19 protein-coding genes are annotated in these 21,542 nt (G+C 70.3%); 6 read left to right on the forward strand and 13 right to left on the reverse strand.

Annotated features, from left to right (window positions below):
- The first annotated feature begins 69 nt into the window (after positions 1-69).
- Both DFR50_RS18840 and DFR50_RS18845 read left to right on the forward strand, forming a co-directional pair.
- The gene (locus tag DFR50_RS18840; RefSeq protein ID WP_113890817.1) at positions 70-1,497 is read left to right on the forward strand and encodes a di-heme oxidoredictase family protein; all 1,428 of its coding nucleotides are present in this window, start codon (positions 70-72) and stop codon (positions 1,495-1,497) included.
- Positions 1,497-3,218, forward strand: a complete 1,722-nt coding sequence (locus DFR50_RS18845) for a CRTAC1 family protein (RefSeq protein WP_113890818.1) — start codon at positions 1,497-1,499, stop codon at positions 3,216-3,218. The genes DFR50_RS18840 and DFR50_RS18845 overlap by 1 nt, the downstream gene beginning before the upstream one ends.
- Positions 3,219-3,284: 66 nt before the next feature.
- On the opposite strand, the gene DFR50_RS18850 is transcribed toward DFR50_RS18845, so the two are convergent.
- From DFR50_RS18850 to DFR50_RS18860, 3 genes are all read right to left on the reverse strand, one after another.
- A complete protein-coding gene (locus DFR50_RS18850) occupies positions 3,285-3,800 on the reverse strand; it encodes a hypothetical protein (RefSeq protein WP_147262811.1) in 516 nt (171 codons plus the stop codon).
- Between the two features lie 101 nt (positions 3,801-3,901).
- Positions 3,902-4,660: a bestrophin-like domain gene (locus tag DFR50_RS18855; RefSeq protein ID WP_113890820.1), complete on the reverse strand. Its 759-nt coding sequence runs from the start codon at positions 4,658-4,660 to the stop codon at positions 3,902-3,904.
- Between the two features lie 475 nt (positions 4,661-5,135).
- Entirely contained in the window at positions 5,136-5,579 is a 444-nt protein-coding gene (locus tag DFR50_RS18860) for a hypothetical protein (protein ID WP_113890821.1), read from the reverse strand.
- Positions 5,580-5,845: 266 nt separating this feature from the next.
- On the opposite strand from DFR50_RS18860, the gene DFR50_RS18865 reads away from it, so the two are divergent.
- Complete coding sequence (locus DFR50_RS18865) at positions 5,846-7,633, forward strand: amidohydrolase (protein ID WP_113890822.1); 1,788 nt, start codon at positions 5,846-5,848, stop codon at positions 7,631-7,633.
- A 67-nt stretch (positions 7,634-7,700) separates the two neighbouring features.
- On the opposite strand, the gene DFR50_RS18870 is transcribed toward DFR50_RS18865, so the two are convergent.
- From DFR50_RS18870 to DFR50_RS18900, 7 genes are all read right to left on the reverse strand, one after another.
- Positions 7,701-8,204, reverse strand: coding sequence for a flavin reductase family protein (locus DFR50_RS18870; RefSeq protein ID WP_113890823.1), 504 nt, complete (start codon positions 8,202-8,204; stop codon positions 7,701-7,703).
- Positions 8,205-8,376: 172 nt separating this feature from the next.
- Positions 8,377-9,153 carry a peptidoglycan editing factor PgeF gene (gene pgeF, locus DFR50_RS18875; RefSeq protein WP_245427952.1) on the reverse strand — a complete coding sequence of 259 codons (777 nt, stop codon included), beginning with the start codon at positions 9,151-9,153 and terminating at the stop codon, positions 8,377-8,379.
- A complete protein-coding gene (locus DFR50_RS33080) occupies positions 9,150-10,244 on the reverse strand; it encodes a class I SAM-dependent methyltransferase (protein WP_245427954.1) in 1,095 nt (364 codons plus the stop codon). The genes pgeF and DFR50_RS33080 overlap by 4 nt, the downstream gene beginning before the upstream one ends.
- Positions 10,241-11,062 carry a prolipoprotein diacylglyceryl transferase gene (gene lgt / locus DFR50_RS18885; RefSeq protein WP_113890826.1) on the reverse strand — a complete coding sequence of 274 codons (822 nt, stop codon included), beginning with the start codon at positions 11,060-11,062 and terminating at the stop codon, positions 10,241-10,243. The genes DFR50_RS33080 and lgt overlap by 4 nt, the downstream gene beginning before the upstream one ends.
- Before the next feature lie 75 nt (positions 11,063-11,137).
- Complete coding sequence (locus tag DFR50_RS18890; protein ID WP_210208966.1) at positions 11,138-11,899, reverse strand: sulfotransferase-like domain-containing protein; 762 nt, start codon at positions 11,897-11,899, stop codon at positions 11,138-11,140.
- A complete protein-coding gene (locus DFR50_RS18895) occupies positions 11,896-12,870 on the reverse strand; it encodes an aminotransferase class IV (protein ID WP_113890827.1) in 975 nt (324 codons plus the stop codon). Before DFR50_RS18895 ends, DFR50_RS18890 begins: the two co-directional genes overlap by 4 nt.
- Before the next feature lie 224 nt (positions 12,871-13,094).
- Positions 13,095-14,261: a PEP-CTERM sorting domain-containing protein gene (locus tag DFR50_RS18900; protein ID WP_147262812.1), complete on the reverse strand. Its 1,167-nt coding sequence runs from the start codon at positions 14,259-14,261 to the stop codon at positions 13,095-13,097.
- Positions 14,262-14,490: 229 nt separating this feature from the next.
- Here DFR50_RS18900 and DFR50_RS18905 point away from each other — a divergent pair, with 229 nt between their 5' ends.
- The 3 genes from DFR50_RS18905 (at position 14,491) to DFR50_RS18915 (ending at position 16,976) form a co-directional block, all read left to right on the forward strand.
- Entirely contained in the window at positions 14,491-15,465 is a 975-nt protein-coding gene (locus tag DFR50_RS18905; RefSeq protein ID WP_113890829.1) for a lysylphosphatidylglycerol synthase transmembrane domain-containing protein, read from the forward strand.
- Positions 15,437-16,075 (forward strand): bifunctional nicotinamidase/pyrazinamidase, encoded by a 639-nt coding sequence (gene pncA / locus DFR50_RS18910; RefSeq protein WP_210208967.1) that lies wholly within the window; start codon positions 15,437-15,439, stop codon positions 16,073-16,075. The genes DFR50_RS18905 and pncA overlap by 29 nt, the downstream gene beginning before the upstream one ends.
- Positions 16,076-16,283: 208 nt before the next feature.
- Positions 16,284-16,976, forward strand: a complete 693-nt coding sequence (locus tag DFR50_RS18915; RefSeq protein WP_113890830.1) for a glutathione S-transferase family protein — start codon at positions 16,284-16,286, stop codon at positions 16,974-16,976.
- A 13-nt stretch (positions 16,977-16,989) separates the two neighbouring features.
- Here DFR50_RS18915 and DFR50_RS18920 read toward each other — a convergent pair whose 3' ends face one another.
- Genes DFR50_RS18920 through DFR50_RS18930 form a run of 3 tightly spaced genes read right to left on the reverse strand, consistent with a single transcriptional unit; the run spans position 16,990 to position 21,313 of the window.
- Positions 16,990-18,243, reverse strand: coding sequence for a sarcosine oxidase subunit beta family protein (locus DFR50_RS18920; RefSeq protein ID WP_113890831.1), 1,254 nt, complete (start codon positions 18,241-18,243; stop codon positions 16,990-16,992).
- The gene (locus tag DFR50_RS18925; protein WP_113890832.1) at positions 18,240-18,902 is read right to left on the reverse strand and encodes a TetR/AcrR family transcriptional regulator; all 663 of its coding nucleotides are present in this window, start codon (positions 18,900-18,902) and stop codon (positions 18,240-18,242) included. The genes DFR50_RS18920 and DFR50_RS18925 overlap by 4 nt, the downstream gene beginning before the upstream one ends.
- Positions 18,899-21,313 carry a GcvT family protein gene (locus DFR50_RS18930; RefSeq protein ID WP_113890833.1) on the reverse strand — a complete coding sequence of 805 codons (2,415 nt, stop codon included), beginning with the start codon at positions 21,311-21,313 and terminating at the stop codon, positions 18,899-18,901. Before DFR50_RS18930 ends, DFR50_RS18925 begins: the two co-directional genes overlap by 4 nt.
- Between the last annotated feature and the right edge of the window lie 229 nt (positions 21,314-21,542).

Here is a 21,542-nt window from a genome sequence, read left to right on the forward strand (position 1 = left end):
CGCGGCGGAACGTGACAAACAGGGTCCAACGGGACAACGATCCGCCGCGTCAACGGCGAGGCGAGGGACATGAAACGAGCCTTGGGAGTTCTGGCTGCGGCGCGAGCGGTCGCTTTCCTGGTCGCCGTCGGGCCCGCCGCGGCCGGCAGCTGGGACGAGCGCGTCTTTCCCCCCGGCGCCCATGTCGACTTCGCCGCCGCGGCCGCCGCCGGACCCGCCGCGCTTCCCGCGCTCGTCGAGCGCGGCCGAGACCTGTTCAAGGCGAAGTTCACCACCCTCGACGGCGCCGGTCGGCCGAAGGCGACGCAGGCGATCATCCCGACCCGGCGCAAAAGCGGCGTCAATCCGCCGTTCACCCGCACGAGCGGCCCGGATTCGAACTCCTGCTTCGGCTGCCACAACGACCCCGTCGTCGGCGGATCGGGCGACGTCGTCGCCAACGTGTTCGTCTCGGAGGGCTTCGAGAGCGCGCAATTCGACACGATCGACCCCTCGTTCTCGAGCGAGCGGCACACGATCGCGCTGACGGGCGCGGGGCTGGTCGAGCTGCTCGCGCGCGAGATGACCGCCGACCTCCAGGCGATCCGCGCGGGCGCGGTCGGGGAGGCCTGCCGGTCGGGCAAGGACGTGCGCGCCGACCTCGTCAGCAAGGGCGTGCGTTTCGGCTGGATCGTCGCTCATCCCGACGGCATCGTCGACCTCGACTCGGTCGACGGCGTCGACGCCGACCTGGTCGTGCGCCCGTTCAGCCGCAAGGGCGTGTTCACCTCGCTGCGTCAGTTCACCATCAACGCGCTCAACGTCCATCACGGGATGGAGGCGTCGGAGCGTTTCGGCGTGCGCTGGACGGGGACGCACGACTTTTCCGAGAGCGGCGTGCCCGACGCGATCACGCCCGGCGACGTCTCGGCGCTGGTCGCCTTCCAGGCGACCCTGCCGCCGCCGACCGTCAGGGCGAACCTGCCCGACGACTGGCGCGCCGCCGCCGAGGCGGGGGCGAAGCGGTTCGACGCCATCGGCTGCCCGTCGTGCCACGTGAAGACGCTGCCGCTGAAGTCGATGGTCTTCACCGACCCGGCCCCCTACGACATGGCCGGAACCCTGCGCCCGGGCGAGGTCGGGGCGCCGATCGTCGTCGACCTGTCGACCCTGCCGTTCGCCAAGACCTTGCAGAAGAACGACAAGGGCGAGTGGCTGATCCCGCTCATGAGCGACCTCAAGCGGCATCTGGTCGTCGACGAGCAGGTCAACGCGCTCGGCAACGAACTGCAGGCGCAGCGCTTCGTCGAGCGCGACGTGTTCCTGACGCCGCGGCTGTGGGGCGTCGGCTCGACCGCGCCCTACGGCCACAACGGCTCGTTCCGCATGCTCGACGAGATCATCGCCGCCCACGGCGGCGACGCCCGCTTCGCCCGCGACCAGTATCTCGCGCTCGAGCCCGGCGAGCGCGACGCCGTCGTCGCCTACCTGCGCTCGCTCGTGATCGAGGCGCCGTGATGAGAAACGATCCTGGACTTGCGGCGCGTTGTGGGGCGGGGTCGCCGGCCCCGCAGCGGCGCCGCCGCCGACCGCGCCCCGCGGCGCTCGCCCTCGCCGCCGCCCTCCTCGCCGGCTCCGCCGCGCAGGCCGCCGACCGGATCGCGCCGGCCGGCGACGTGCCGCTCATGCGCGAGGAGGCGCAGGCTGCCGGGCTGAACAGCGTCTACGACGGCCCGTGGGAGTTCTTCGTCGGCGGCGGAGGGGCGGCCCTCGACTGCGACGGCTCCGGCTTCCCCTCGGTGTTTCTGGCCGGCGGCAAGAACCCGGCCAAGCTCTACGTCAACGTGTCGAAGTCCGGCGGGCCGCTGAAATTCGTCGAGAAGCCGATCGACGTCGACCCGAAGCTGCTCACCGGCGTGATCGGCGCCTATCCGATCGACATCGACGGCGACGGCCGCATGGACCTGTTCGTCCTGCGCGTCGGACGCAACCTGATGCTGAAGGGCGGCCCCGACTGCACCTTCGCCCTCGCCGACAAGGAGTGGAGCTTCGAGGGCGATCCCGGCTGGACAACCTCCTTCGCCGCCGAATGGGAGCCGGGCCAGAAGTTTCCGACGCTGGCGATCGGCCATTACGTCGACCGCGATGCGCCCGGCTCGCCCTGGGGCACGTGCGAGGAGAACGCGCTCTACCGCCCGCAGCCCGGCGACAAGCCGGACTATTCGGTCCGCACCCCGCTCGCCCCGGGCTTTTGCGCGCTCTCGATGCTGTTCACCGACTGGAACCGATCGGGCGTCCCGAGCCTGCGGATCTCCAACGACCGGCAATATTACCGCGGCGGCGAGGAGCAACTGTGGCGGGTCGAGCCCGGCAAGCCGCCGCGGCCGTACGGCCGCGCCGACGGCTGGCGGCATCTCACCATCTTCGGCATGGGGATTGCCGAAGCCGACATCGACGGCTCGGGCTTCCCGCAATATTTCCTGACCTCGATGGGTGACGAGAAGTTGCAGAAGCTCGATACCGAAGAGGCGGGCCGCGGCGAATTGCCGGTCTACCGCGACATCGCCGGCGAGGTCGGCGCGACCGCGCATATTCCCTACACCGGCGGCGACAAGCGCCCCTCGACCGCCTGGCACGCCGAATTCGCCGACTTCACCAATGTCGGCCTGCTCGACATCTTCGTCTCCAAGGGCAACCTGTCGCAGATGCCCGACTTCGCCGCCTACGATCCCAGCAACCTCCTGATCGGCCAGTGGAGCGGCAAGTTCGCGGAAGCCGGCGACCTCGCCGGCGTCTCCGGCAATCGCACCGGGCGCGGCGCGCTGGTCGCCGACTTCAACCTCGACGGCAAGCTCGACATCTTGCAGATCGATCGCGGCGCCAATGTCGCGCTGTTCCGCAATCTCGGGGACAGAAACGGCGACGGGCCGCCCTTGCCCTCGGGCAACTGGAGCGAAATCCGGCTGGTTCAGCCGAATCCCAACCGCGACGCGGTCGGCGCGAAAATCTCGGTCAAGACGGGCGTGCGCACGCAGACCCGAACCATCCAGGTCGGGGGAGGGGACGCCTCCGGCCACATGGGATGGCTGCACGTCGGCCTCGGCACGGCCGAGCGCGCGGAAATTCGCGTGCAATGGCCGGATGGCGAGTGGAGCCCGACCTACCGCGTGTTCGCCAACCAGTTCGTGGTGGTGGACCGGACGAAGCCGCAGGCGTCATACTGGTATCCGAGCCGGTGACCCCTCGTCCCGACGGGGCGGCGCGAGGGGGAGGCCAGCCTCTCCCGCCTGCGCGGGGAGGCCCGCCTACGCCCGCCGCAACTTCTTCTTCAGCAGGTAGGCGAAGGACACGGCGAGGGCGTTGACCCGGTTCTGGTTCGACTGCTCGACCAGCGCATTGTCGACCGGGCTGGAAATCCAGGTCGAAGTCGTGCGGATGGGGATCTGCTGTCCGTTGAACGTCGCCACGCCGCGCATCCGGTCGGGGTCGGCGGGGCCGCCTCCGCCGAGATAGATCGAGTTGACGACAACGCTCAGCGTTCCGCCGCTCGGGTCGCCCGGCGCCATGTGGGACGAAAGCGCCTGCGCCAGCGCGCCCGGCAGCGCGTCCTGCGCCCATTGCGCGGTCGGGTTGCCGCTCTGCCCGACCAGCGGCGTGGTGTCCACGACGACGCTGGCGATCCGGTAGCCGACCGGCGCGGGAGCGGGCGTCGCGCCCGCCGCGGGCGCCGTCTGCGTGGTGTTGCAGCCCGCGAGGCCGGCGGCGGCGAGGGCGCCGACGCTCGCGAGGAGGCCGCGACGCGAGACGATGATGGTGGACACGTGCGACCCCTTGTGGACAGTTGCGATTCGCTTTTCGCGGCCGAAGGGACGGCTTTTTTCGCCCGCCGTCAATCCCCGCCCCGGCACGGCCGCCTCGCGAGCTAGTTGTCGATCGTCTCGAGCACCGTGTGCAGCGCCGCGCCGCTGACGCGGAACAGGCCGGTATAGGGCAGACCGAGTTCGAGGATGAGGAAGATCGCGAACGCGACGCAGATCGCGCCGAACGCCATCGCCGCGACCACCAGTCCGTTTTGCTTCACGAACAAGCCCATGGCGAAGAACAGGATGACCGCCCAGATCGTCAGCACGGTCAGCATCCCCGAACTGATCGGGTGGCTCGCGACCTGCAGATCGATCATCACCCGTCCCTGCATGATCTGGTTGGTCAGGAGGTTGGCCGACGCGAGCGCCTGCTTCTGCGCGTCGGTCTCGGGCTTGAGGGTGGCGAGAAAGGCCTTCGTCGCCTGGGCGGAGGCGAGCGGCATCGTGACCGACAACAGCTTCGGATCGGGGTCGCGGTCACCCCAGAACGTTTCGTACACCGTCTGGACGGACTCCTTGAGGCGGTCGCGCGCGGGCTTCGTGTCGGGCCCGAACTGGGCGAGCGCCTGGTCGAGCATCAGGATCTGCGACGACAGCATCTCGAGTTCGGTCTTCTGGGTGCCGAAGAAGCCGAAGCTCGTGCCGATCAGCGTGCCCAGCACCAGAGCGAGCAGCAGGCTGACGATGCCGGTGACCTGCCCGACGACGCTGCGCGCGCTGTCGTCCTTCACGGCCTCCGGCAGGCGCTTGTGCGCCCAGAGGCCGAGCAACCCCGCGCCGAGGATGAGGATGAAGATAACGATCGATACGAGGACCATCACGGCGCCTCCCTTTGGTTGTTGACGCTCCGACGCCGAACGCGGCGAATGCGCTCTCGCCCTGTCCCTGCCGACGCGGGCGGCGTCGCCGACGTGCGGTCCCGCCGCCACGCCTTCGCGCCAGCCCCTCGATTCGAGCCCCTCGATTAAAGCGCCGGCGTCGGGCTTCCGGGGCGGAGCCGACGCGCCGACTGGTCTATTTTGTTCGAACGATTTGTAAAGTGCAGGGAGCCGCGCCGGCGCCCGCAATCCGCGCCGGAGTCCCACGCCGGGGCGGTCGCATGGTTCGTGCGCGCAGGCGTTCGCGGGCGGCGCCTGCGCCCTCCTGCCGATCCCTCCGCCATGGATGAGCCTGAACCACGGCTTCATCACCCGGCGCGGGCGCACGCTGTCCCCGGCGGGCAAGGCCTTGCTCGAGATCGTCAGGCCCGTCGAGCGCCGGATTTCGTGACGCCCGCGCCGTCGCCGCCGACGGCTACGGCCTGACGTCGCCGACGGTCGCCGGTCTTGCGATCGAATCGACGATGCGCGCGCGGGCGGCGGCGCATTCCTGCGCAGTGAGAAGCGATTTGCCGCACAGGTCGTTCAGCTTCGCGAGTCGCTCCTCGATCGTTCCGGACGTCGGCTCGGTCGGCTTCCCCGGCATGGCGTCGCGGCTCATCAACGCCTCCGTCAGCCGCGAGGCCGTCGCGGCGACCGCGCCGGGGCCGGGAGCGACGCCGGTCGCGACCAGGCATCCCCAGACCAGGATCAGGCCGGCCGCGGCGGCGGCGAGGCCCGACAGGACGTCAATCGCGATCAGCGCGGCGATCGCCACGACGACCGGCCAGATCCTATGCCAGTCTCCGCCGAGAAGGCTCAAACCGACCGTCGCGACCACGGCGAACAGCGCCGCCCGGCCAAGTCTCCCGAGTCCCACCGCCCCGCCCCCCGTCGACAGAACCGAGCGCCACTCGCTTCGCGCGTCTTGCGCCCGATACGCACACCCTTCACACGATAGCACCATTGCATGACGTATCAATGGCGAAGCGGGCGCGCAAACATCCGTCGACGGACTCCGTCAGCGGCCCGGGAGGCGGCTCGCCGCGCCGCCTTCCGTGAGCGCCGTGCACACTTTTTCGTCACGTCGCGGTGGGTTTTGATCTAGACCAAGGGCTTCGACGTTCCGCAGGTCCGGAGGGGCGCATGTGCCGCGGGTGTTTCAGCCAGCTCATCCTTCATGACACGGTCCACGCGGGGGGCCTGGCGGCTCTCCTCGGCAAGGCGGCGGGCATGCCGACCCGGCGGGCGTTCATGGCCTATTCGGTCGGCGCGGCCTCGGCGGTCTCCGCAGTCGGCGCGGCCCCGGCCTTCGCCGCGGGCGCCGGCGCCGACCTCATCTTGCGCGGCGGGACGGTCCGGCCGCGGCCCGGCGCGCCGGTCGCCCAGGCGATCGCAGTCAAGGGTGGAAAGGTGCTCGCGGTCGGCGACGAGAGCGAAATCTCCGGCCTGAAGACAGCCGACACGAACATCGTCGATCTCGCCGGCCGCACGCTGTTTCCGGGGTTCATCGACCCCCACAATCACACGATTCTGGCCGCGCTGATCTTCGAACTGCTCGACGACGTCGGCTACGCGAAATATCCGACCCGGGACAAGCTCGTCGCGCATCTGAAGCAGGAGGCGGCGAGCAAGCCCGCCGGGCAGTGGATCGTCGGCTCCAATTTCGACAACCTGCTGCAGGGCGGCGATTTCACCCTCGCCGAACTCGACGCGATCTCGACCGACCATCCGATCTTCGTCTGGTACACCAACGGGCACGACGCCTGCGTCAACTCCGAGGCGCTGAAGGTCGCGGGGATCGCGCCTGACGTCGGCGATCTGCCGGGCGGCGGCCATTTCGGCCGCGGCCCCGACGGCAAGCTCGACGGGCTGGTGTACGAAGAGAGCGCGATGCTCAAGTTCGCGGTCCACTTCCTCGGCAAGATCACGCCCGAGGTCGCCGCAAAGGCGGTCGCCGATTACGCCCGCCATGTCGCGTCGGTCGGCAACACGATGCTGCACGAGCCGGGAACGATCCGCTCGGACTGGATCGCGCCGTTCGCCAAGCTTTCCAACACGCTCGCCTGCCGCACCAGCGCGAGCGTCATGTATGGCGACACCAAGGGGCTCGAGCCCTGGCTCGGCCGGGGCTTGGGCAAGGGCGCGCCGGTCGACGGCTCGCTGTTCTCGCTCTATGGCGTCAAGATCTTTGGCGACGGCTCGAACCAGACGGAGACCGGGGCGCAGACGAAGCCCTACCTGAACTCGTCGGCGAAGGGCGCGCCGAATTTCGACGCTGCGCAGATGAAGGAGATGGTCGCGCAGGTGAAGGCGCTGGGCCTGCCGGTGCAGGTCCATTGCAACGGCGACCTCACCATCGACCTCGCGCTCGACGCGATCGAAGCCGCCTATGCCGGCGCGACCGATCCCGGCGTCAACCGCATCGAGCACGCGACCATGGCGCGCCCGGACCAGATCCGGCGGATGAAAGCGCTCGGCGTCCAGCCGAGCTTCCTGATGAACCACGTGCGCCTGTACGGCGCCGCCTACCGCGACCAGATTTTTGGCCCGGAACGCGCGGCCTTCATGGACCCGGCGGGCGCCTGCGTGAAGGAGGGCCTGCCGTTCACCCTGCACACCGACGGGCCGTGCTCGCCGCCGGGACCGCTGGCGCTGATCGCCACCGCGGTGACGCGCCGCTGCGTCATCGACGGGTCCGTGGTCGGCCCCGATCAGGCCGTGCCGCTCGACGACGCGATCCGCGCCGTGACGCTCCACGCCGCCCGCCAGCTCGGCCAGGGCGACCGCCTCGGCTCGCTCGAGCCGGGCAAGGAGGCGGACTTCACGATTCTGGACAGCGACCCCTATGGGGCGAGCCCGGACGCGATCGCCGCCATCAAGGTCAGCGAGACGTGGGTCGCGGGGGAGCGGAAGTTTTCGGCGTCGTTGTAGACGCGGCCGCTGGCCGCGTACCGCGCTGAGTGAGCGCGGCTACCGGCGCCCGCGGGGGCGCCCCAAATCACCGGAAGGCCGAGAACGCCCCGCGCCAATGGGCCAGGGCGGGTTCTTCGGCGCCTTCGCGCAGGCTGACCACCGCGCCGAGCACGATGGCGTGCGAATGCCGCTCGATCGCCTCCTCGACCAGGCAATCGAAGGCGGCGATCGCGTCGGCGAGCACCGGCGCGCCGGTGGCGAGCGTCGTCCAATCGGCGCCGTCGAAGCGCCTCGCCCCGTGCACGCCGCCGCGTCCGCTGAACCGTTGCGCCAGTTCCTCGTGCCGCGCCGACAGAAGATTGACGCTGAAGGCGCCGGCCTCACGGATGGCCGCCAGCGTCGCCGAGCTGCGCGACAGCGAGACGATCAGGGTCGGCGGCGTGAGCGAGAGGGAGGCGAGCGCGGTGACGGTGCAGCCGGTGCGCCGGGTCTCGTCGCCGCAGGCGACGATCGCCACGCCCGACGACAGCGTCCGCATCGCGCTGCGAAACGCGCCGCTGTCGGCGTGGTGCAGGCGCCGCTCGCTCAAGCGTCGGCTCCGCGATCGATTCCGCGGCGCGGCCGCTGCTCGCAGGCATGAACGGACATCAACAATTCTTCCCGACGTCGTTGCCCACGAAGCGCCAGCGCGTCGATCATGGGGCGGCCCCTGGGCTCACTTGCGGCGCCGGAAGCGCCGGCGTCAAGGCGCGCGCCCGATCTCACGCCAGCGCGATCGCCGACACGAGCCGCCCGTAATCGGGCTCGCGCCGATGGGTCGTGCGGCGATAGCTGAAGAAACGCGCGTCGTCAGCGTAGGTGTCGAGGCCCATGTCCTCGAACCGTCCGACGCCGGCGCGGGCGGCGCGTTCGGCGATATAGGCCTTGAGATCGAACATCGAATGGCCCGGCCGCCGGCTGGCGACGAAGAATCGCTCCGGCGCTTCGCCGGCGTCCGCGAAGGCGGCGACGAACTCGGGGCCGACCTCGTAGGATTCCTGAGCGATGCAGGGGCCGAGCGCGGCGACGATCGCCTCGGGCCGGGCGCCGAGCCGCGTCATCGCGGCGACCGTCGCCTCGACCACGCCGGTCAGCGCGCCTTTCCAGCCGGCGTGCGCCGCGCCGACGACGCGGGCCGCGGGGTCGGCGAACAGGATCATGCCGCAATCCGCGCCGGTCACGCCGAGCGCCAGCCCCGGCGTCGCGGTCACGAGGCCGTCGCAGCGCGGCCGCGCGTCGGGCGCCCAGGGTCCGGAGATCGCGATCGCGTCGGCGGAATGGACCTGATAGGGCACGGCAAGCCGGTCGGCCGGAAGGCCGAGCGCCGCCGCCATCCGCTTGCGATTCTCGGCGACCGCTTCGGGCGCGTCACGCGAGCCGACCCCGCCGTTCAGCGAGGCGTAGACGGCCGCCGAGACGCCGCCCCGGCGGGTGAAGAAGGCGTGCGCGACGCCGGGGAGGTCGAGGCTGCGGGCGCTGAGGAACGGCGCCGCGCTCACGCGGGCTTGGCCGCGGAGGGCAGGAAGCCGGGCGGCGCGGGCAGATTGCGGTTCGCCACCGCCAGCGCCTTGAACAGCGCCCCCATCTCGCCCTTGCCCTTGCCGACCAGGCGGTTGCGCGCCTGGTGCAATTCCTCGGCCCGGTCCGCCCCGGCGCGTTCGGCGAGCGCCTTCGTCCTGAGGTCGACGCCAATCGCGCGGAGAAAGTCGCCCTGGTCGATCGGGCCGTACACCGCAGCGCCCGTCGCGGCGGCGCTGCGGGCCATGGCGGCGAAGTCGACGTGGGCGGTGAGGTCGCATTCGCCGGGCTGGGCCAGCGGATCGACGTAGCGATGCGCGCGCAGCGCCTGCAGCGTGTCGCCGAGCCCGGTGACGGAATGGCCGTAGTCGATCAACAGCGCCGCGCCGCCCTGCTTCACCAGCCGCGCGCCGAGCTCGAACATGAACCGGTGGCCGGCCGGATTGACCTCGAGCACCTCGCCGTCGCGCGCGTTGCCGCGAATATAGGGCTCGGGCTCGGCGGCGACGTCGAAAGCGAGCGCGCCCTGGTCGCCGATGCGCACCGTGCGTTCGCGCCATTGCCCGCCGACCCGCACGAACTGGCGGACCGGCAGGGCGTCGAGGAACTCGTTGCCGATCACGATCGCGGGTCCGGCGGGAACCTCCTGCAGATTTTGCGCCCAGGCGATCGGCACGCCGGCGTCGAGCAGGAGATCGTGCTGCATCGCCGCCAGGGTCGGGCTCGTCTCCACCAGCCAGACGTCGAGGGCGGCGCGAAACTCGGGCACGATCCGGGCGGCGCGCAGGGCGTCGCTCATCAGCGTGCCGCGCCCTGGGCCGAGTTCGACCAGGCGGACGGGGTTCGGCCCTCCCATGGTCGACCAGACCTCGGCCGCCCAGAGGCCGATCAGCTCGCCGAACATCTGCGAGATCTCCGGCGAGGTGGTGAAGTCGCCCGCCGCGCCGAACGGATCGCGGCTCATGTAATAGCCGAGTTCGGGATGGGCGAGCGCCAGCTCCATGTAACGTTCGACCGTGATCGGCCCCTTGAGGGCGATCAGCGCCTTCATCTCTTCGAGAAGGGTCGTCATCTGGCGCTCCATTTGCGGCCGAGGCTCACGGCGATCAGCCCCAGGCCGATGACGATCATCGGCGCGGAAAGGACCATACCCATCGTCAGCCCTCGCCCGAGATCCTCGAGGCCTGGATCGGGCTCGCGAAAGAATTCGCTGAACGTTCGCGCCGCGCCGTAGAGGACGCCGAACAGGCCGGCGATCAGGCCCGGCCGCCGCAATGCGCCCCAACGGGCGGAGACATAGAGGATCACGAAGGCGAGGGCGCCCTCGAGCAGCGCCTCGTAGATCTGGCTCGGGTGGCGCGGCAGACCGTCCGTTCCGGGAAAGACGACCGCCCAGGGAACGTCGGTGGGGCGGCCCCACAGCTCGGGCCGGATGAAATTGGCGATCCGGCCGAAGAACAGGCCGATCGGAGCGACCAGCGAGCAGAGGTCCATGACGGTCAGGAGCGGCGTGCGATAGCGCCGCGCGAACAGCGCCATGCCGACGAAACAGCCGATCATCCCGCCGTGAAAGGCCATGCCGCCTTCCCAGACCTTGAACACGTCGAGCGGGTGCGCCCAGTAATAGCGCGGGTCGTAGAACAGCACGTTGCCGAGCCGCCCGCCGACGATGACGCCGAAGGCGCAATAGACCAGCAGGTCGTCGATGCTGTCGGGAGCGGGCCGCTTCAGGGCGCCCCAGAAGCGGTCGTCGGCGACGATGCGGCGGATGAGCCACCAGCCGAGAATCAGCCCCGCGATATAGGCGAGCGCATACCAGCGGATGGCCAGGGGGCCCCACTGCATGAGAACGGGATTAATCACCGGAAAAGGCAGAACGAGCGTCGGCATCCGGGCGAAGGTGATGCTTCGGGCCACGCATCCCGTCAAGGTCGGGCGGCGGTTTTGCCGGTTGGTCCTGCCGTTTTATTGTCGAAAGGAGTCCGCGCGCAGCCGATACGCCGCGAGCCGGTCGTAGATCGGGCGCGCCGCGGTCGCGATCGGCTTGAGGGCGTCGGGCAGGTCATCGAGGCCGACCGCGGGGCGCGGCGGGGCGAAGCCGGTGGAAAGCTCGACCGCGTGATACCAGGCGGGCGCCCAGACGCCGTCGGTCGCCCGCCGCCCGGGCGGCCACGCCAGCATCGCCGGATCGAACGGGACGCCGATCGCCCGGCACAGCGCCGACAGCGTCGCCGCCGGAGCAGCCAGCACGTCCTCGGCCTCGATCACCGGCGGCGGCGCCCCGAGCCGGTCGGCGGCTCGGTCGAACAGGTCGGCCTGGGCCGGCAAGCCGATCTCGTCGAGGGAGAAATCGTCGCGCTTGAGCGCATAGGAGGCCAGCGCCGCCTCGGGCGCGCGGATCAGGAACGCGTTGACGAGGCCGTCCGTCCAGTCGCGCCCGAAGCCGGGCAGCATGTGGTGGGTCATGTGCTTCTGGTACCAGACCGGCCTGCCGCCGGGACTGGGGCCGACGAGCGCCGCGGCGACGACGCGCCAGTCGGTCGGCTGGGAGGCGATCACCGCGTCGCGCATCGGGTGATCGAGGCCGGTCGCGGCGAGATAGGCGGCGTAGAACGGCTCGTCGGTCACCGCGCAATCCGCGCGCTGGCCGAACGCGCGCATCATCGCGGTCGAGATGTTGCGCGGGCCGGACCACATCGCGATCCGCACGGGGCGTTCCGCGCTCACGAACCGCGTCCTCCGCCGTTTTCCGCTTCGAGCGCCTTGACCGCGGCCCTCAGCCTGCGGGTGAGCGGCCCGGAGCGGTCGTCCGCCGCGGCGCCCGGCTCGCCGATCGTCCGGCCGTCGACGGACGCAACCGGAACGAGGCCGGCGAAGGTGCCGGTGGTGAACGCTTCGTCCGCGCCGTAGACGTCGAACAACGAAAAATCCTTCTCAAACGCCGGAATTCCCTCGCGCCGCGCCGCCTCGAGCACGGCGCCGCGGGTGATGCCGCCGAGGCAATAGCCGCCGGCCGACGTCCACACCTCGCCCTTGCGCACGATGAAGAAATGGGTGGAGTTGCAGGTCGCGACGAAGCCGCGGTCGTCGAGCATCAGCGCCTCGTCCGCGCCCGCCTCCATCGCCTGGATGCAGGCGAGGACGCAGTTGAGCTTGGAATGCGAGTTGAGCTTCTGGTCCTGCTCGGCCGGCCCCGTGCGGCGGATGTGCACCGTGAACAGCCGCACGCCGCGGGAAAAGATCTCCGGCCGCGGCCGCTTCCATTCCGGGATGATCACGATCGTCGCAGCCCCGACCGTGAGCCGCGGGTCCTGATAGGGCGATCGCTTGACGCCGCGGGTGACCATCAGCCGGATGTGGACGCCGTCGGTCATCCGATTCGCGTCGACCACGTCGAACAGCCGGCCTTTGAGGGCGTCGCGGTCGAGGCCGATGTCGATGCGCAGCATCTTCGCCCCGTCCCACAGCCGGTCGAGGTGGCGGTCGAGGAAGACGAGGCGCCCGTCGGCGAGCCTCAGCCCCTCCCACACGCCGTCGCCGAGCACGAAGCCGGAATCGAACACCGACACCGTCGCCTGGGCGCGCGGCACGAGCGCGCCGTTGACGCTGATCAGGACCGAGTCGTTGCGCGGGTCGCCGACATAGTCCTGGGTTCCGGCGGAGGGGGCGGGGTCGGGCGGGGCGGTCGTCACGGGCATGGGAGACCAGCATGCCGGGGGCGCGCCTCCGCCGCAAGGGCCGGGCGCGATGACCGGACGTTCGCCGCCGCGTTTCGCGCCGTTGCGGACGAGACGCGTCGTCTTGCCGGCGCGGCCGGTCAGGAGGCTGGCGCCGATTGCTGGTGGGCGTCAGGTGGCGGGGGAGCGCGGGTCGGCCGATCGGCCGACAAGAGGCTGGGCCGCTTGCGACGGCGCGCGCGGGCTCACGCCGCGGCGGGCGCCCTCCGCGCGGCGCGGCCGGCGACGCCGGCGCCGCCGAAGCCGATCAGAATCATCAGCCAGGTCGACGCCTCCGGCGCCGGCGCCGTCATCTCTGCGAAGCCGACATTGCCGTTGACGTAATCGTACATGTATTTATACTGGTTGAAGAAGTGGTAGCCGGTGTTGACGAACGGGGCGGAGCCGCCGTAGGCGTCCACCCAGGGCGGCGCGGCCGGCGGCGAGCCGGGCGCCGGCACGCCGCCGCTCCCGACATCGAACGCGTACGTAACCCCGGAGCCGATTTGCACCTGGATGCTGGTGAGCGGGTGCACGGGCGCCCCCGTTCCGGGCGTCGCAAACATGTATTCGATGCCGGTGTCGGGGAGGATCTTGGTGTTCGGAATGGACACGCCGTTGTAGGTGAGCGTGCCCGAGATCGGACTCCAGTCGGCGTAGTCGTCCTGGGGAACGTCGAGCCAGGGGGCGACTGAGGTGAGGGCGAAGTTTGCGGTGTTGGCCGCCGTGAGCCCGAGCGTCACCCCCTGCGGCGTCAGGATGTAGCCGCTGGTGTAGTCGCCCGTCGCCCCGCCCGCGCCGGCGGGGGTCGAGGCGGTCACCGTCACGCCGTTGACCTGGGTGATGTTCAGCAACGGATTGTCGGCCGGAATTGATGCGATCTTCCCGTTGATTTGCGCCTCGGAATTGGCCTCGCGCGCGAAGCCGACGCCGAAATAGGCGATGTGCGGGGGGGCCGCGTTCGCAGTGCATTGCGGGTACTGCGTGCATGTAGACCATCCGCTCACCGATAGCACCGGAACGGATACGGTCGCATTGTTCTGCGCGTCGCCCACCTGGAGCGTGGCGGCGTACCAGGTCCCGGTATACTCGAGCTTGCTGCTCGAGTAGTAGACGCTGCCCGATCCGAGGTTCGTGCCCTCGGGGGTCCAGACGGAGGTGTCGACGGCCACGCCCGTCGACCCGGTGTCCATGGTGTAGAGCTGCGAGGGGCCGAACACCATGTCGGACGCGCTGCCGGACCCGAACGCCACGCTGATCTGGGGCGAGCCGGTGAACTGCCCGTTGCTGACGTTGGCGACCGGAATCGTCACCGTCTGGTCGCCGTAGACCGGAGCGGGGTCGGCCAGGGCCGTTCCGGCGAAAACGATCATCGAGGCGCTTGCGCCGATCAGTCGAAAAGACGGCGCATGCGACATCGAGTTTTCTCTCACCGGCGTTCGACGCCGTTGTTGTCAACGTGCGCTCTCTTTCGCTTTCCGTCAATCGCGAGGCTTCTGGAACGCGATGACGCAGCCGCCCTCCGCGGCCTTGCCTTCGCCGCCGTGGTCGGGCAGGGAGGCGCAGCGGGGCGATTTTCCCAAACGCACGGACGAGCCGAGCATGAAGCGGGTTCAGGACATCGCATGGCCGGTCATCGGCCTCGGCGCGGTGGCCGTGTCGGCGTGGCTTCTGTTCCGGGAATTGCGCGGGCTGTCGATGGCGAGCCTCGCGGCCGCGTTCGGGTCGATCTCGCCCCTGCGCTGGGCGCTGGCCTGGGCGTCGACCGCCCTCGCCTACGCCGCGCTCGCCTGGTACGACCGGATCGCCCTCCTGCACCTCGGCCGCAGGATCGGCTGGCCGTTCGTGGCGCTGACCTCGTTCGTCACCTATGCGATCGCCCACAACGTCGGGGCTTCCGTGCTGTCGGGCGCGGTGATCCGCTACCGGGCCTATTCGACCAAGGGTCTCGCCATGGGCGAGGTCGGGCTGCTCGTCGCGTTCTGCTCGTTCACCTTCGGCCTCGGCGCGGTGACGCTGGGCGGCCTGCTGCTGCTCATCCGCCCCGACGTGATCGAGCGGTTCGACGGCGCGCCGGACTGGGTCGGGCAGGCGGCCGGCGCGGTCCTGATCGCGGCGCCGACGCTGTACCTCCTCGGTTCGCTGCTGCATTTCCCGGCGGTGCGGATCGCCGGCTACGAGCTGACCTATCCGCGGCCGCCGATCGCCGTGCGGCAACTGCTCGCCGGGCCGCTCGAGCTGATCGGCGCGGCCGGGATCATCTTCTTCGCCCTGCCGGCCGGCAATCCCGGCTTCGTCGTGGTGCTCGCGGTGTTCCTCGCGTCCTTCTGCCTGGCGCTGGTCAGCCACGCGCCGGGGGGGCTCGGCGTGCTGGAGATCGCTTTCCTGAGCGGCATGCCCGACGCGCCGCAGGCCAACGTGGTCGCGGCGCTGCTGGTGTTCCGCCTGCTCTACCTGATCATCCCGCTTGCCTTCTCGCTGGTGGTCGTGCTCGTCTTCGAGCGGCGCCGTTGGCGCGCCCTCGTTCCTCTCGGAGCCAAGACCGTCCATGCCGGCGACGATCGAACCCGACGATAGCGACGTCCTGCTGGTCGTCGACCTGCAGCCCGACTTCATGCCCGGCGGCGCGCTCGCGGTGGCCGAGGGCGACACGGTGGTGCCGCTCGCCAACGCGCTCATGCAGAAATTCGCCCATGTCGTCCTCACCCAGGACTGGCATCCGCCTGGCCACGCCTCGTTCGCCTCGACCCACGGCGCGGCGCCGTTCGCGACCAAGTCCCTTCCCTATGGCGACCAGACCCTGTGGCCCGACCATTGCGTGCAGGGAAGCGCCGGCGCGGCGCTGCATCCGGAGCTCGACACCGACACGCCGTTCCTGATCCTGCGCAAGGGCATGCGAGGGCACGTCGATTCCTATTCGGCCTTCGTCGAGGCCGACGGGAAGACGACGACCGGCCTCGCGGCGCTGCTGCGCGCCCGCGGCGTCGAACGGGTGTTCTGCTGCGGGCTCGCGACCGACTTCTGCGTCGCCTTTTCCGCGCTCGACGCGCGCGCGGCGGGCTTTGCGACCTATGTCGTCGAGGACGCCTGCCGCGCGATCGACGCCGACGGCTCGCTCGACGCCGCCTGGGCGCGGATGAACGCGGCGGAGGTCTGGCGCATCCAGTCGCGGGAGATTCTGGGGTAGGGGGCGCCCCTCTCCCTCGGGGAGGGGGCGGCGGCCGAAGGGAAGCGCGCCCCGACTTCTGTCGGCTGCGCCCGGCGACCTCGACGTTAACCCTGCTCGCGCGCCCCGCCCGCGGTTAACCTGCGCTTAACCCCGCGCGTCGCATTGGAAAGGCGACGGGCGGCCGCGACGCGCGCCCAAAAATTCCCATTCTTGCAGCGGCGGCGCCATGGTCACGCTCTATCATCACCCCTTCTGCCCGCATTCCCGCTTCGTCCGTCTGTCGCTCGGCGAGATGGGGATCGAGCCGAAGCTCGCCGAGGAGCGTCCCTGGGAGCGGCGGCGCGAGTTCCTGATGATGGCCGCGGAAGGCGCGACCCCGGTGCTGGTCGAGGACCATCCGCCCGCCCTGCCGGGCGCCGAGGTGATCGCGGAATATCTCGACGAGACGCGCGGCCTGGGATTGGGCGACCGGCGCCTGCTGCCGGACGATCCGGCCGGCCGGGCGGAAGCGCGCCGGCTGATGGCGTGGTTCAACGTCAAGTTCTTCAACGAGGCGAGTTGCTGGATCGTCCGCGAAAAAGTGTACAAGCGCTTCATGAGCCCGGAGCAGGGCGGCGGCGGGCCGGACATGCAGGCGGTGCGCGCGGCGCGCTCCAACGTCCGCTACCACCTGCGCTACATCGGCCACCTGATCCGCGGCCGCAACTGGCTCGCCGGCGACCGGCTGACCTACGCCGACCTCGCCGCCGCCGCCCACCTGTCCTCGCTCGACTACCTCGGCGACGTGCAATGGGACGAGGACGAGACGGCGCGGATCTGGTACGCGCGGGTGAAGTCGCGCCCCTCGTTCCGCCCGCTGCTTGCCGACCGCCTGCCCGGCATGGCCCCGAGCGCGACCTACGCCAACCTGGATTTTTGAGGGGCGGCTCCCCTCAATGCGCGATGCCGGAGCCCGCGGCCTCGTCGATCAGGCGGCCGGTGCGAAAGCGGTCGAGGTCGAACGGGCGGCTGATCGGATGATGGGCGCCGGTCGCCATCAGGTGCGCGAGCAGCGTCCCCCCGGCCGGGATCGCCTTGAAGCCGCCGGTGCCCCAGCCGCAGTTGAGGAAGACGCCGGCGACCGGCGCCGGCCCGATGATCGGCGAGGAGTCGGGGACGACGTCGACGGTTCCGCCCCATTGCCGCATCAGCTTCAGCTGGCCGAAGGCCGGGATCATCTCCGTCAGGCCCGAGATCACGATCTCCTGCATCGGCGGATTGCCGCGTTGCCCGTAGGAGGGGACGCGGTCGAGGCCGCCGCCGATCACGAGTTCGCCCTTGTCCGACTGGCTGACGTAGGTTCCCGTGCCGAGGTGCAAAAGCACGATCTCGAGGCAGGGTTTGGTCGGCTCGCTGACCATCGCCTGAAGGGTGTAGGAATGGATCGGCAGTTTCACTCCGGCCTTCGCCATCAAGAGCGAGGAGTTTCCGGCCACCGCCACGCCGACCGCTTCGGCGCGGATCTCTCCGAGAGTCGTCTCGACGCCGACGCAGGCGCCGTTCTTCATGAGGAAGCCCAACACTTCGCAGTTTTCGACGATGTCGACGCCGAGGCCGTCCGCGGCGCGGGCGTAGCCCCAGGCGACCGCGTCGTGGCGCGCCGTCCCGCCGCGCCCGTGCCAGACGCCGCCGTTGGGCAGGTAGCGGGCGTCGAGCGACTGGGCGAGGAGGGGGGCGCGGGCGCGGATCTGGTCGGGACCCCAGAGCTCGGCGTCGACGCCGTTGATCTGCATCGCGTTGACGAGGCGCGCGGCGATCTCCATCTGCGCCGGCGTGTGCGCGACGTTGAGGATGCCGCGCTGGCTCAGCATGACGTTGAAGTTCAGCTCGCGCGACAGCCCCTCGTAGAGTCTGAGGGCGAGATCGTAGAGGGCCACCGATTCGGGGTAGAAGTAGTTCGAGCGGACGGCGGTCGTGTTTCGGCCGGTGTTGCCGCCGCCGATGTGCGCCTTCTCGATCACCGCGACGCGGCGGCGGCCGTGGGTCTTGGCGAGGTAGTAGGCGGTCGCGAGGCCGTGGCCGCCGCCGCCGACGACGACGAAGTCGTAGGCTGGCCTGGGGCTCGCCTTGCGCCACGCCTGCGGCCACCCCTCGTGCCCGCGCAACGCCTCGCGAACGATCCTGGCTGCGGAATAGCGGACGGTCATGACGGGTCTTCGAAGTCCTGGACGGCGGCGTGGGCGAGGGCGTAGGCGCGCAGGGCGGCGACTTCCTGGTCCCGCGGCTTCACGCCGGTGAAGGTTTCGAGATAGCGCGGCGCGAGCGCGAGGCGCGCCGCGATCGGCTCCCGCATGTCGAGGGCGTAATAGCCGATCTGCATCGTGTAGAGCACCCGCGCCCGGACCATGGCGTCGTCGGGCGCGAAGCCGTGACGCGCGAACATGGCCTCGATCGCCGCCGTGCGCTCGCGATCGGCGGCGTCGAGCCGGGCGCGGGCGGTGTCCGAAGCGCGCGCCCACGCGCGCACCGCGACGTCGAGCCGCGGGCTGAACAGGGCGGGGTTTACCCAACAGCGGAACACGTTGCACACGGACTCGGTGATGGTCGCCGCCTCCGCTTCCGCCTGGCGGACGATCGACCGGGTGTTGCGGGCGTCCCAGCGCTCGAGCAGCGCGTCGAACAGACCCTCGCGACTGCGGAAATGCCAGTAGAAGCTCGACCGCGACACGCCGAGCCGTTCGCTCAGGGTGAGCACGCTGACGGCGCCGGCGCCGCGCCGCGCGAGCAGCGCCAGCGCGACGTCGAGCCAGTCTTCCCGGGTCGTCGCCCGCGCGCCGCCGCCGGGCGCCGCCGCGAGCGCCGTCATGCGCGCATCGCCCGGCCCTCGGGATCGTAGGGAGAGGGGGCGATCACCCGCGCCCCTCGTTCCGCGCCGACGATGTGGACCGAGAGGCCGGTCCCGACCGCGGCGCAGTCGGGCGGGACGAGGGCCATGGCGAGGCTCTTGCGGACCGTGTGGCCGTAGCCGCCCGAGGTGACGAAGCCGACCCTCCGCCCGTCGCGCCAGACCGGCTCGTAGCCGGAGGCGTCGGCGTCGAGCGCGTCGATCTCCAGGGTGACGAGCTGGTGGGCGGGGGGCGGGCCGTCGCGCTCGGCGAGCGCCGCCGCCCGGCCGACGAAGTCGCCCTTGTCCCAGGCGATCCAGCGGTCCATTCCGGTCATGCGCGGCGTGTAGGCTTGGGTGAACTCCGCGGACCAGATCCCGAAGCTCTTTTCGAGCCGCAGCGACAGCAGGGCGTTGTAGCCGTATTCCCGGACGCCGAGGTCGCGACCGGCGGCGAGCAGGGTCTTGCGCAGCGTCCCGTGGTCCAGCGCGCGGCAATTGATCTCGTAGCCGAGTTCGCCCACGACCGAGATGCGCGCCGCACGCGCCCTGACGAGCCCGACGTCCAATACGCCCGCCGCCAGGAACGGCATGGCGGCGTTGGAGACGTCCTGGTGGGTGACGCGCTCGAGCAGCGCCCGCGCGCGCGGCCCGGAGATCGAGAAGCCGATCACGTCGTCGGAAATGTCTCTGACCGTCACGCCCTCGCGCCCGTGGTCGGAGAACCAGCGCATGTGCCAGGCGCGCAGATAGTAGGAGCCTTCGATCCAGAAGGTTCCGTCGCCCCAGTCGATGATCGTGAGGTCGCCCTTCAGCCGGCCGGTCTCCGACAGCATCGGCGCGAGCTTCGCCCGCCCGGCCTTCGGCAGGCGCGCCGCGGTCATCGAATCGAGCCAGCGCTCGGCCTCGGGGCCGGTCACCTCGTAGCGCGAGAACGGCGCGATATCGAGCAGGCCGACGCCCTCGCGCACGGCGCGGCACTCCGCGCCGACGAGGTCGAAGGCGTTCGAGCGCCGGAGCGTCGGTTTTTCCGAAAAGCCGGCGGGCGCGAAGTAGAGCGGCGTCTCGAGGCCCCAGGAATTGCCCCACCGGCAGCCGGCCTCCGTCATGGCGTCGTAGGCGGGCGTCGTCTTCAGCGGCCGGCCGGCGGGGAGCTGCTCATTGGGATAGGTCATGACGAACCGGCGGGCGTAGAACTCGCCGGTCGTCTGCCGGATGTATTCGCGGTTGGATGCGTGAGGCCCGTAGCGGGCGATGTCGAGCGCGAACGAGTCCTCGGCCGGCTCGCCGTGGATCATCCATTCCGCCAGCGTCTTGCCGACGCCGCCGCCTTGCAGGAAGCCGGCCATCACCCCGCAGGCGAGCCAGTAGCCGGGCTTGCCGGCGACCGGCCCGACGAGTGGATTGCCGTCGGGGGAGAAGGTGAAGGCGCCGTTCACCCACTTGCGAATCCCGGCGGTCTGGAGGACGGGATAGCGGCGATAGACCAGCTCGAGCTCGTCCGAGATGCGCTCGATGTTCTCCTGCAGAAGCTCGATCCCGTAGTCCCACGGCGCGCCGTCCATCGACCAGTGCTGCGGCTTCGTCTCGTAGATGCCGACCAGCATGCCCTTCTGCTCCTGGCGCATGTAGGTGTAGCCCTCGAGGTCGACGACCGTCGGCATCTCCTTGCCGAGCGCCGCGACCTCGGGGATCGCCTCGGTCACCAGATAGTGGTGCTCGAGCGGCGAGACCGGCAGGTCGAGTCCGACCATTCGGCCGACGCGCTTCGCCCACAGGCCCGCCGCGTTGACCACGTGCTCGGCGTTGATCGTCCCCTTGTCGGTGACCACGTCCCAGGTCCGGTCGGGCCGCGGGTTGAGTTCCAGCACCCGGTTGTGCTCGATCACCTCGGCGCCGCGCCTCCTCGCCGCCCCGGCGTAGGCCCAGACCGTGCCGGTCGGGTCGACGTGGCCCTCGCGCTCGGCGAACATCCCGCCGCGCACCCCGTCGAGGTCGATGATCGGGCAGGCGGCCTTGATCTCCTCCGGCGTCACGAGGCGTACGTCCTCGATGCCGATCGCCTGGAACCGCCGATAGTTCGCCTGCAGCCATTCCCACCGGTCCGGCGAGGAGGCGACATGGATCCCGCCGGTCGTGTGCATGCCGATCGCCTGGCCCGATTCCGCCTCGATCTCCCTGAGAAGATCGATCGTGTAGGCCTGCAGGATCGCCATGTTCGGATTGGCGTTGAGCGCATGATAGTCGCCCGCCGCGTGCCACGACGACCCGGCGGTCAGGATGGAGCGCTCGATCAGGGCGACGTCGGTCCAGCCCAATTTGGTAAGATGGTAAAGAACCGAGGCGCCCACGACCCCGCCTCCGATCACGACGGCGCGATAGTGCGACTTCATGCGAATCCCCCGATGATCGTCCCGTTCCCGAAGGCTAGCCAAGTCCGGGCAGGCCGTCTAGACACCCTTGTCCAGTCCCGCCGTCGACGCGATTTCGTGGGCGGTGTGGCTTTTGTCACCTTGTGGCCTTGCGGAGATTGTGGGTAAGGAAGCGGTGTCCCCGAGTTGCAACCGGGGTTTGCCGCATGCGGTCCGGGCGACGGCCCGGCGAGGCGGGAACGGGAATTAC

The organism is Roseiarcus fermentans, from assembly GCF_003315135.1.
Lineage (GTDB): Bacteria > Pseudomonadota > Alphaproteobacteria > Rhizobiales > Beijerinckiaceae > Roseiarcus > Roseiarcus fermentans.

Bases quoted from the DNA above. Each gene is read 5' to 3' on its own strand.
- DFR50_RS18840 (WP_113890817.1), top strand. From the start codon at position 70: ATGAAACGAGCCTTGGGAGTTCTGGCTGCGGCGCGAGCGGTCGCTTTC.
- DFR50_RS18845 (WP_113890818.1), top strand. From the start codon at position 1,497: ATGAGAAACGATCCTGGACTTGCGGCGCGTTGTGGGGCGGGGTCGCCG.
- DFR50_RS18855 (WP_113890820.1), bottom strand. From the start codon at position 4,660: ATGGTCCTCGTATCGATCGTTATCTTCATCCTCATCCTCGGCGCGGGG.
- DFR50_RS18865 (WP_113890822.1), top strand. From the start codon at position 5,846: ATGTGCCGCGGGTGTTTCAGCCAGCTCATCCTTCATGACACGGTCCAC.
- DFR50_RS33080 (WP_245427954.1), bottom strand. From the start codon at position 10,244: ATGACGACCCTTCTCGAAGAGATGAAGGCGCTGATCGCCCTCAAGGGG.
- lgt (WP_113890826.1), bottom strand. From the start codon at position 11,062: ATGCCGACGCTCGTTCTGCCTTTTCCGGTGATTAATCCCGTTCTCATG.
- DFR50_RS18895 (WP_113890827.1), bottom strand. From the start codon at position 12,870: ATGCCCGTGACGACCGCCCCGCCCGACCCCGCCCCCTCCGCCGGAACC.
- DFR50_RS18900 (WP_147262812.1), bottom strand. From the start codon at position 14,261: ATGATCGTTTTCGCCGGAACGGCCCTGGCCGACCCCGCTCCGGTCTAC.
- DFR50_RS18905 (WP_113890829.1), top strand. From the start codon at position 14,491: ATGAAGCGGGTTCAGGACATCGCATGGCCGGTCATCGGCCTCGGCGCG.
- pncA (WP_210208967.1), top strand. From the start codon at position 15,437: ATGCCGGCGACGATCGAACCCGACGATAGCGACGTCCTGCTGGTCGTC.
- DFR50_RS18915 (WP_113890830.1), top strand. From the start codon at position 16,284: ATGGTCACGCTCTATCATCACCCCTTCTGCCCGCATTCCCGCTTCGTC.
- DFR50_RS18920 (WP_113890831.1), bottom strand. From the start codon at position 18,243: ATGACCGTCCGCTATTCCGCAGCCAGGATCGTTCGCGAGGCGTTGCGC.
- DFR50_RS18925 (WP_113890832.1), bottom strand. From the start codon at position 18,902: ATGACGGCGCTCGCGGCGGCGCCCGGCGGCGGCGCGCGGGCGACGACC.
- DFR50_RS18930 (WP_113890833.1), bottom strand. From the start codon at position 21,313: ATGAAGTCGCACTATCGCGCCGTCGTGATCGGAGGCGGGGTCGTGGGC.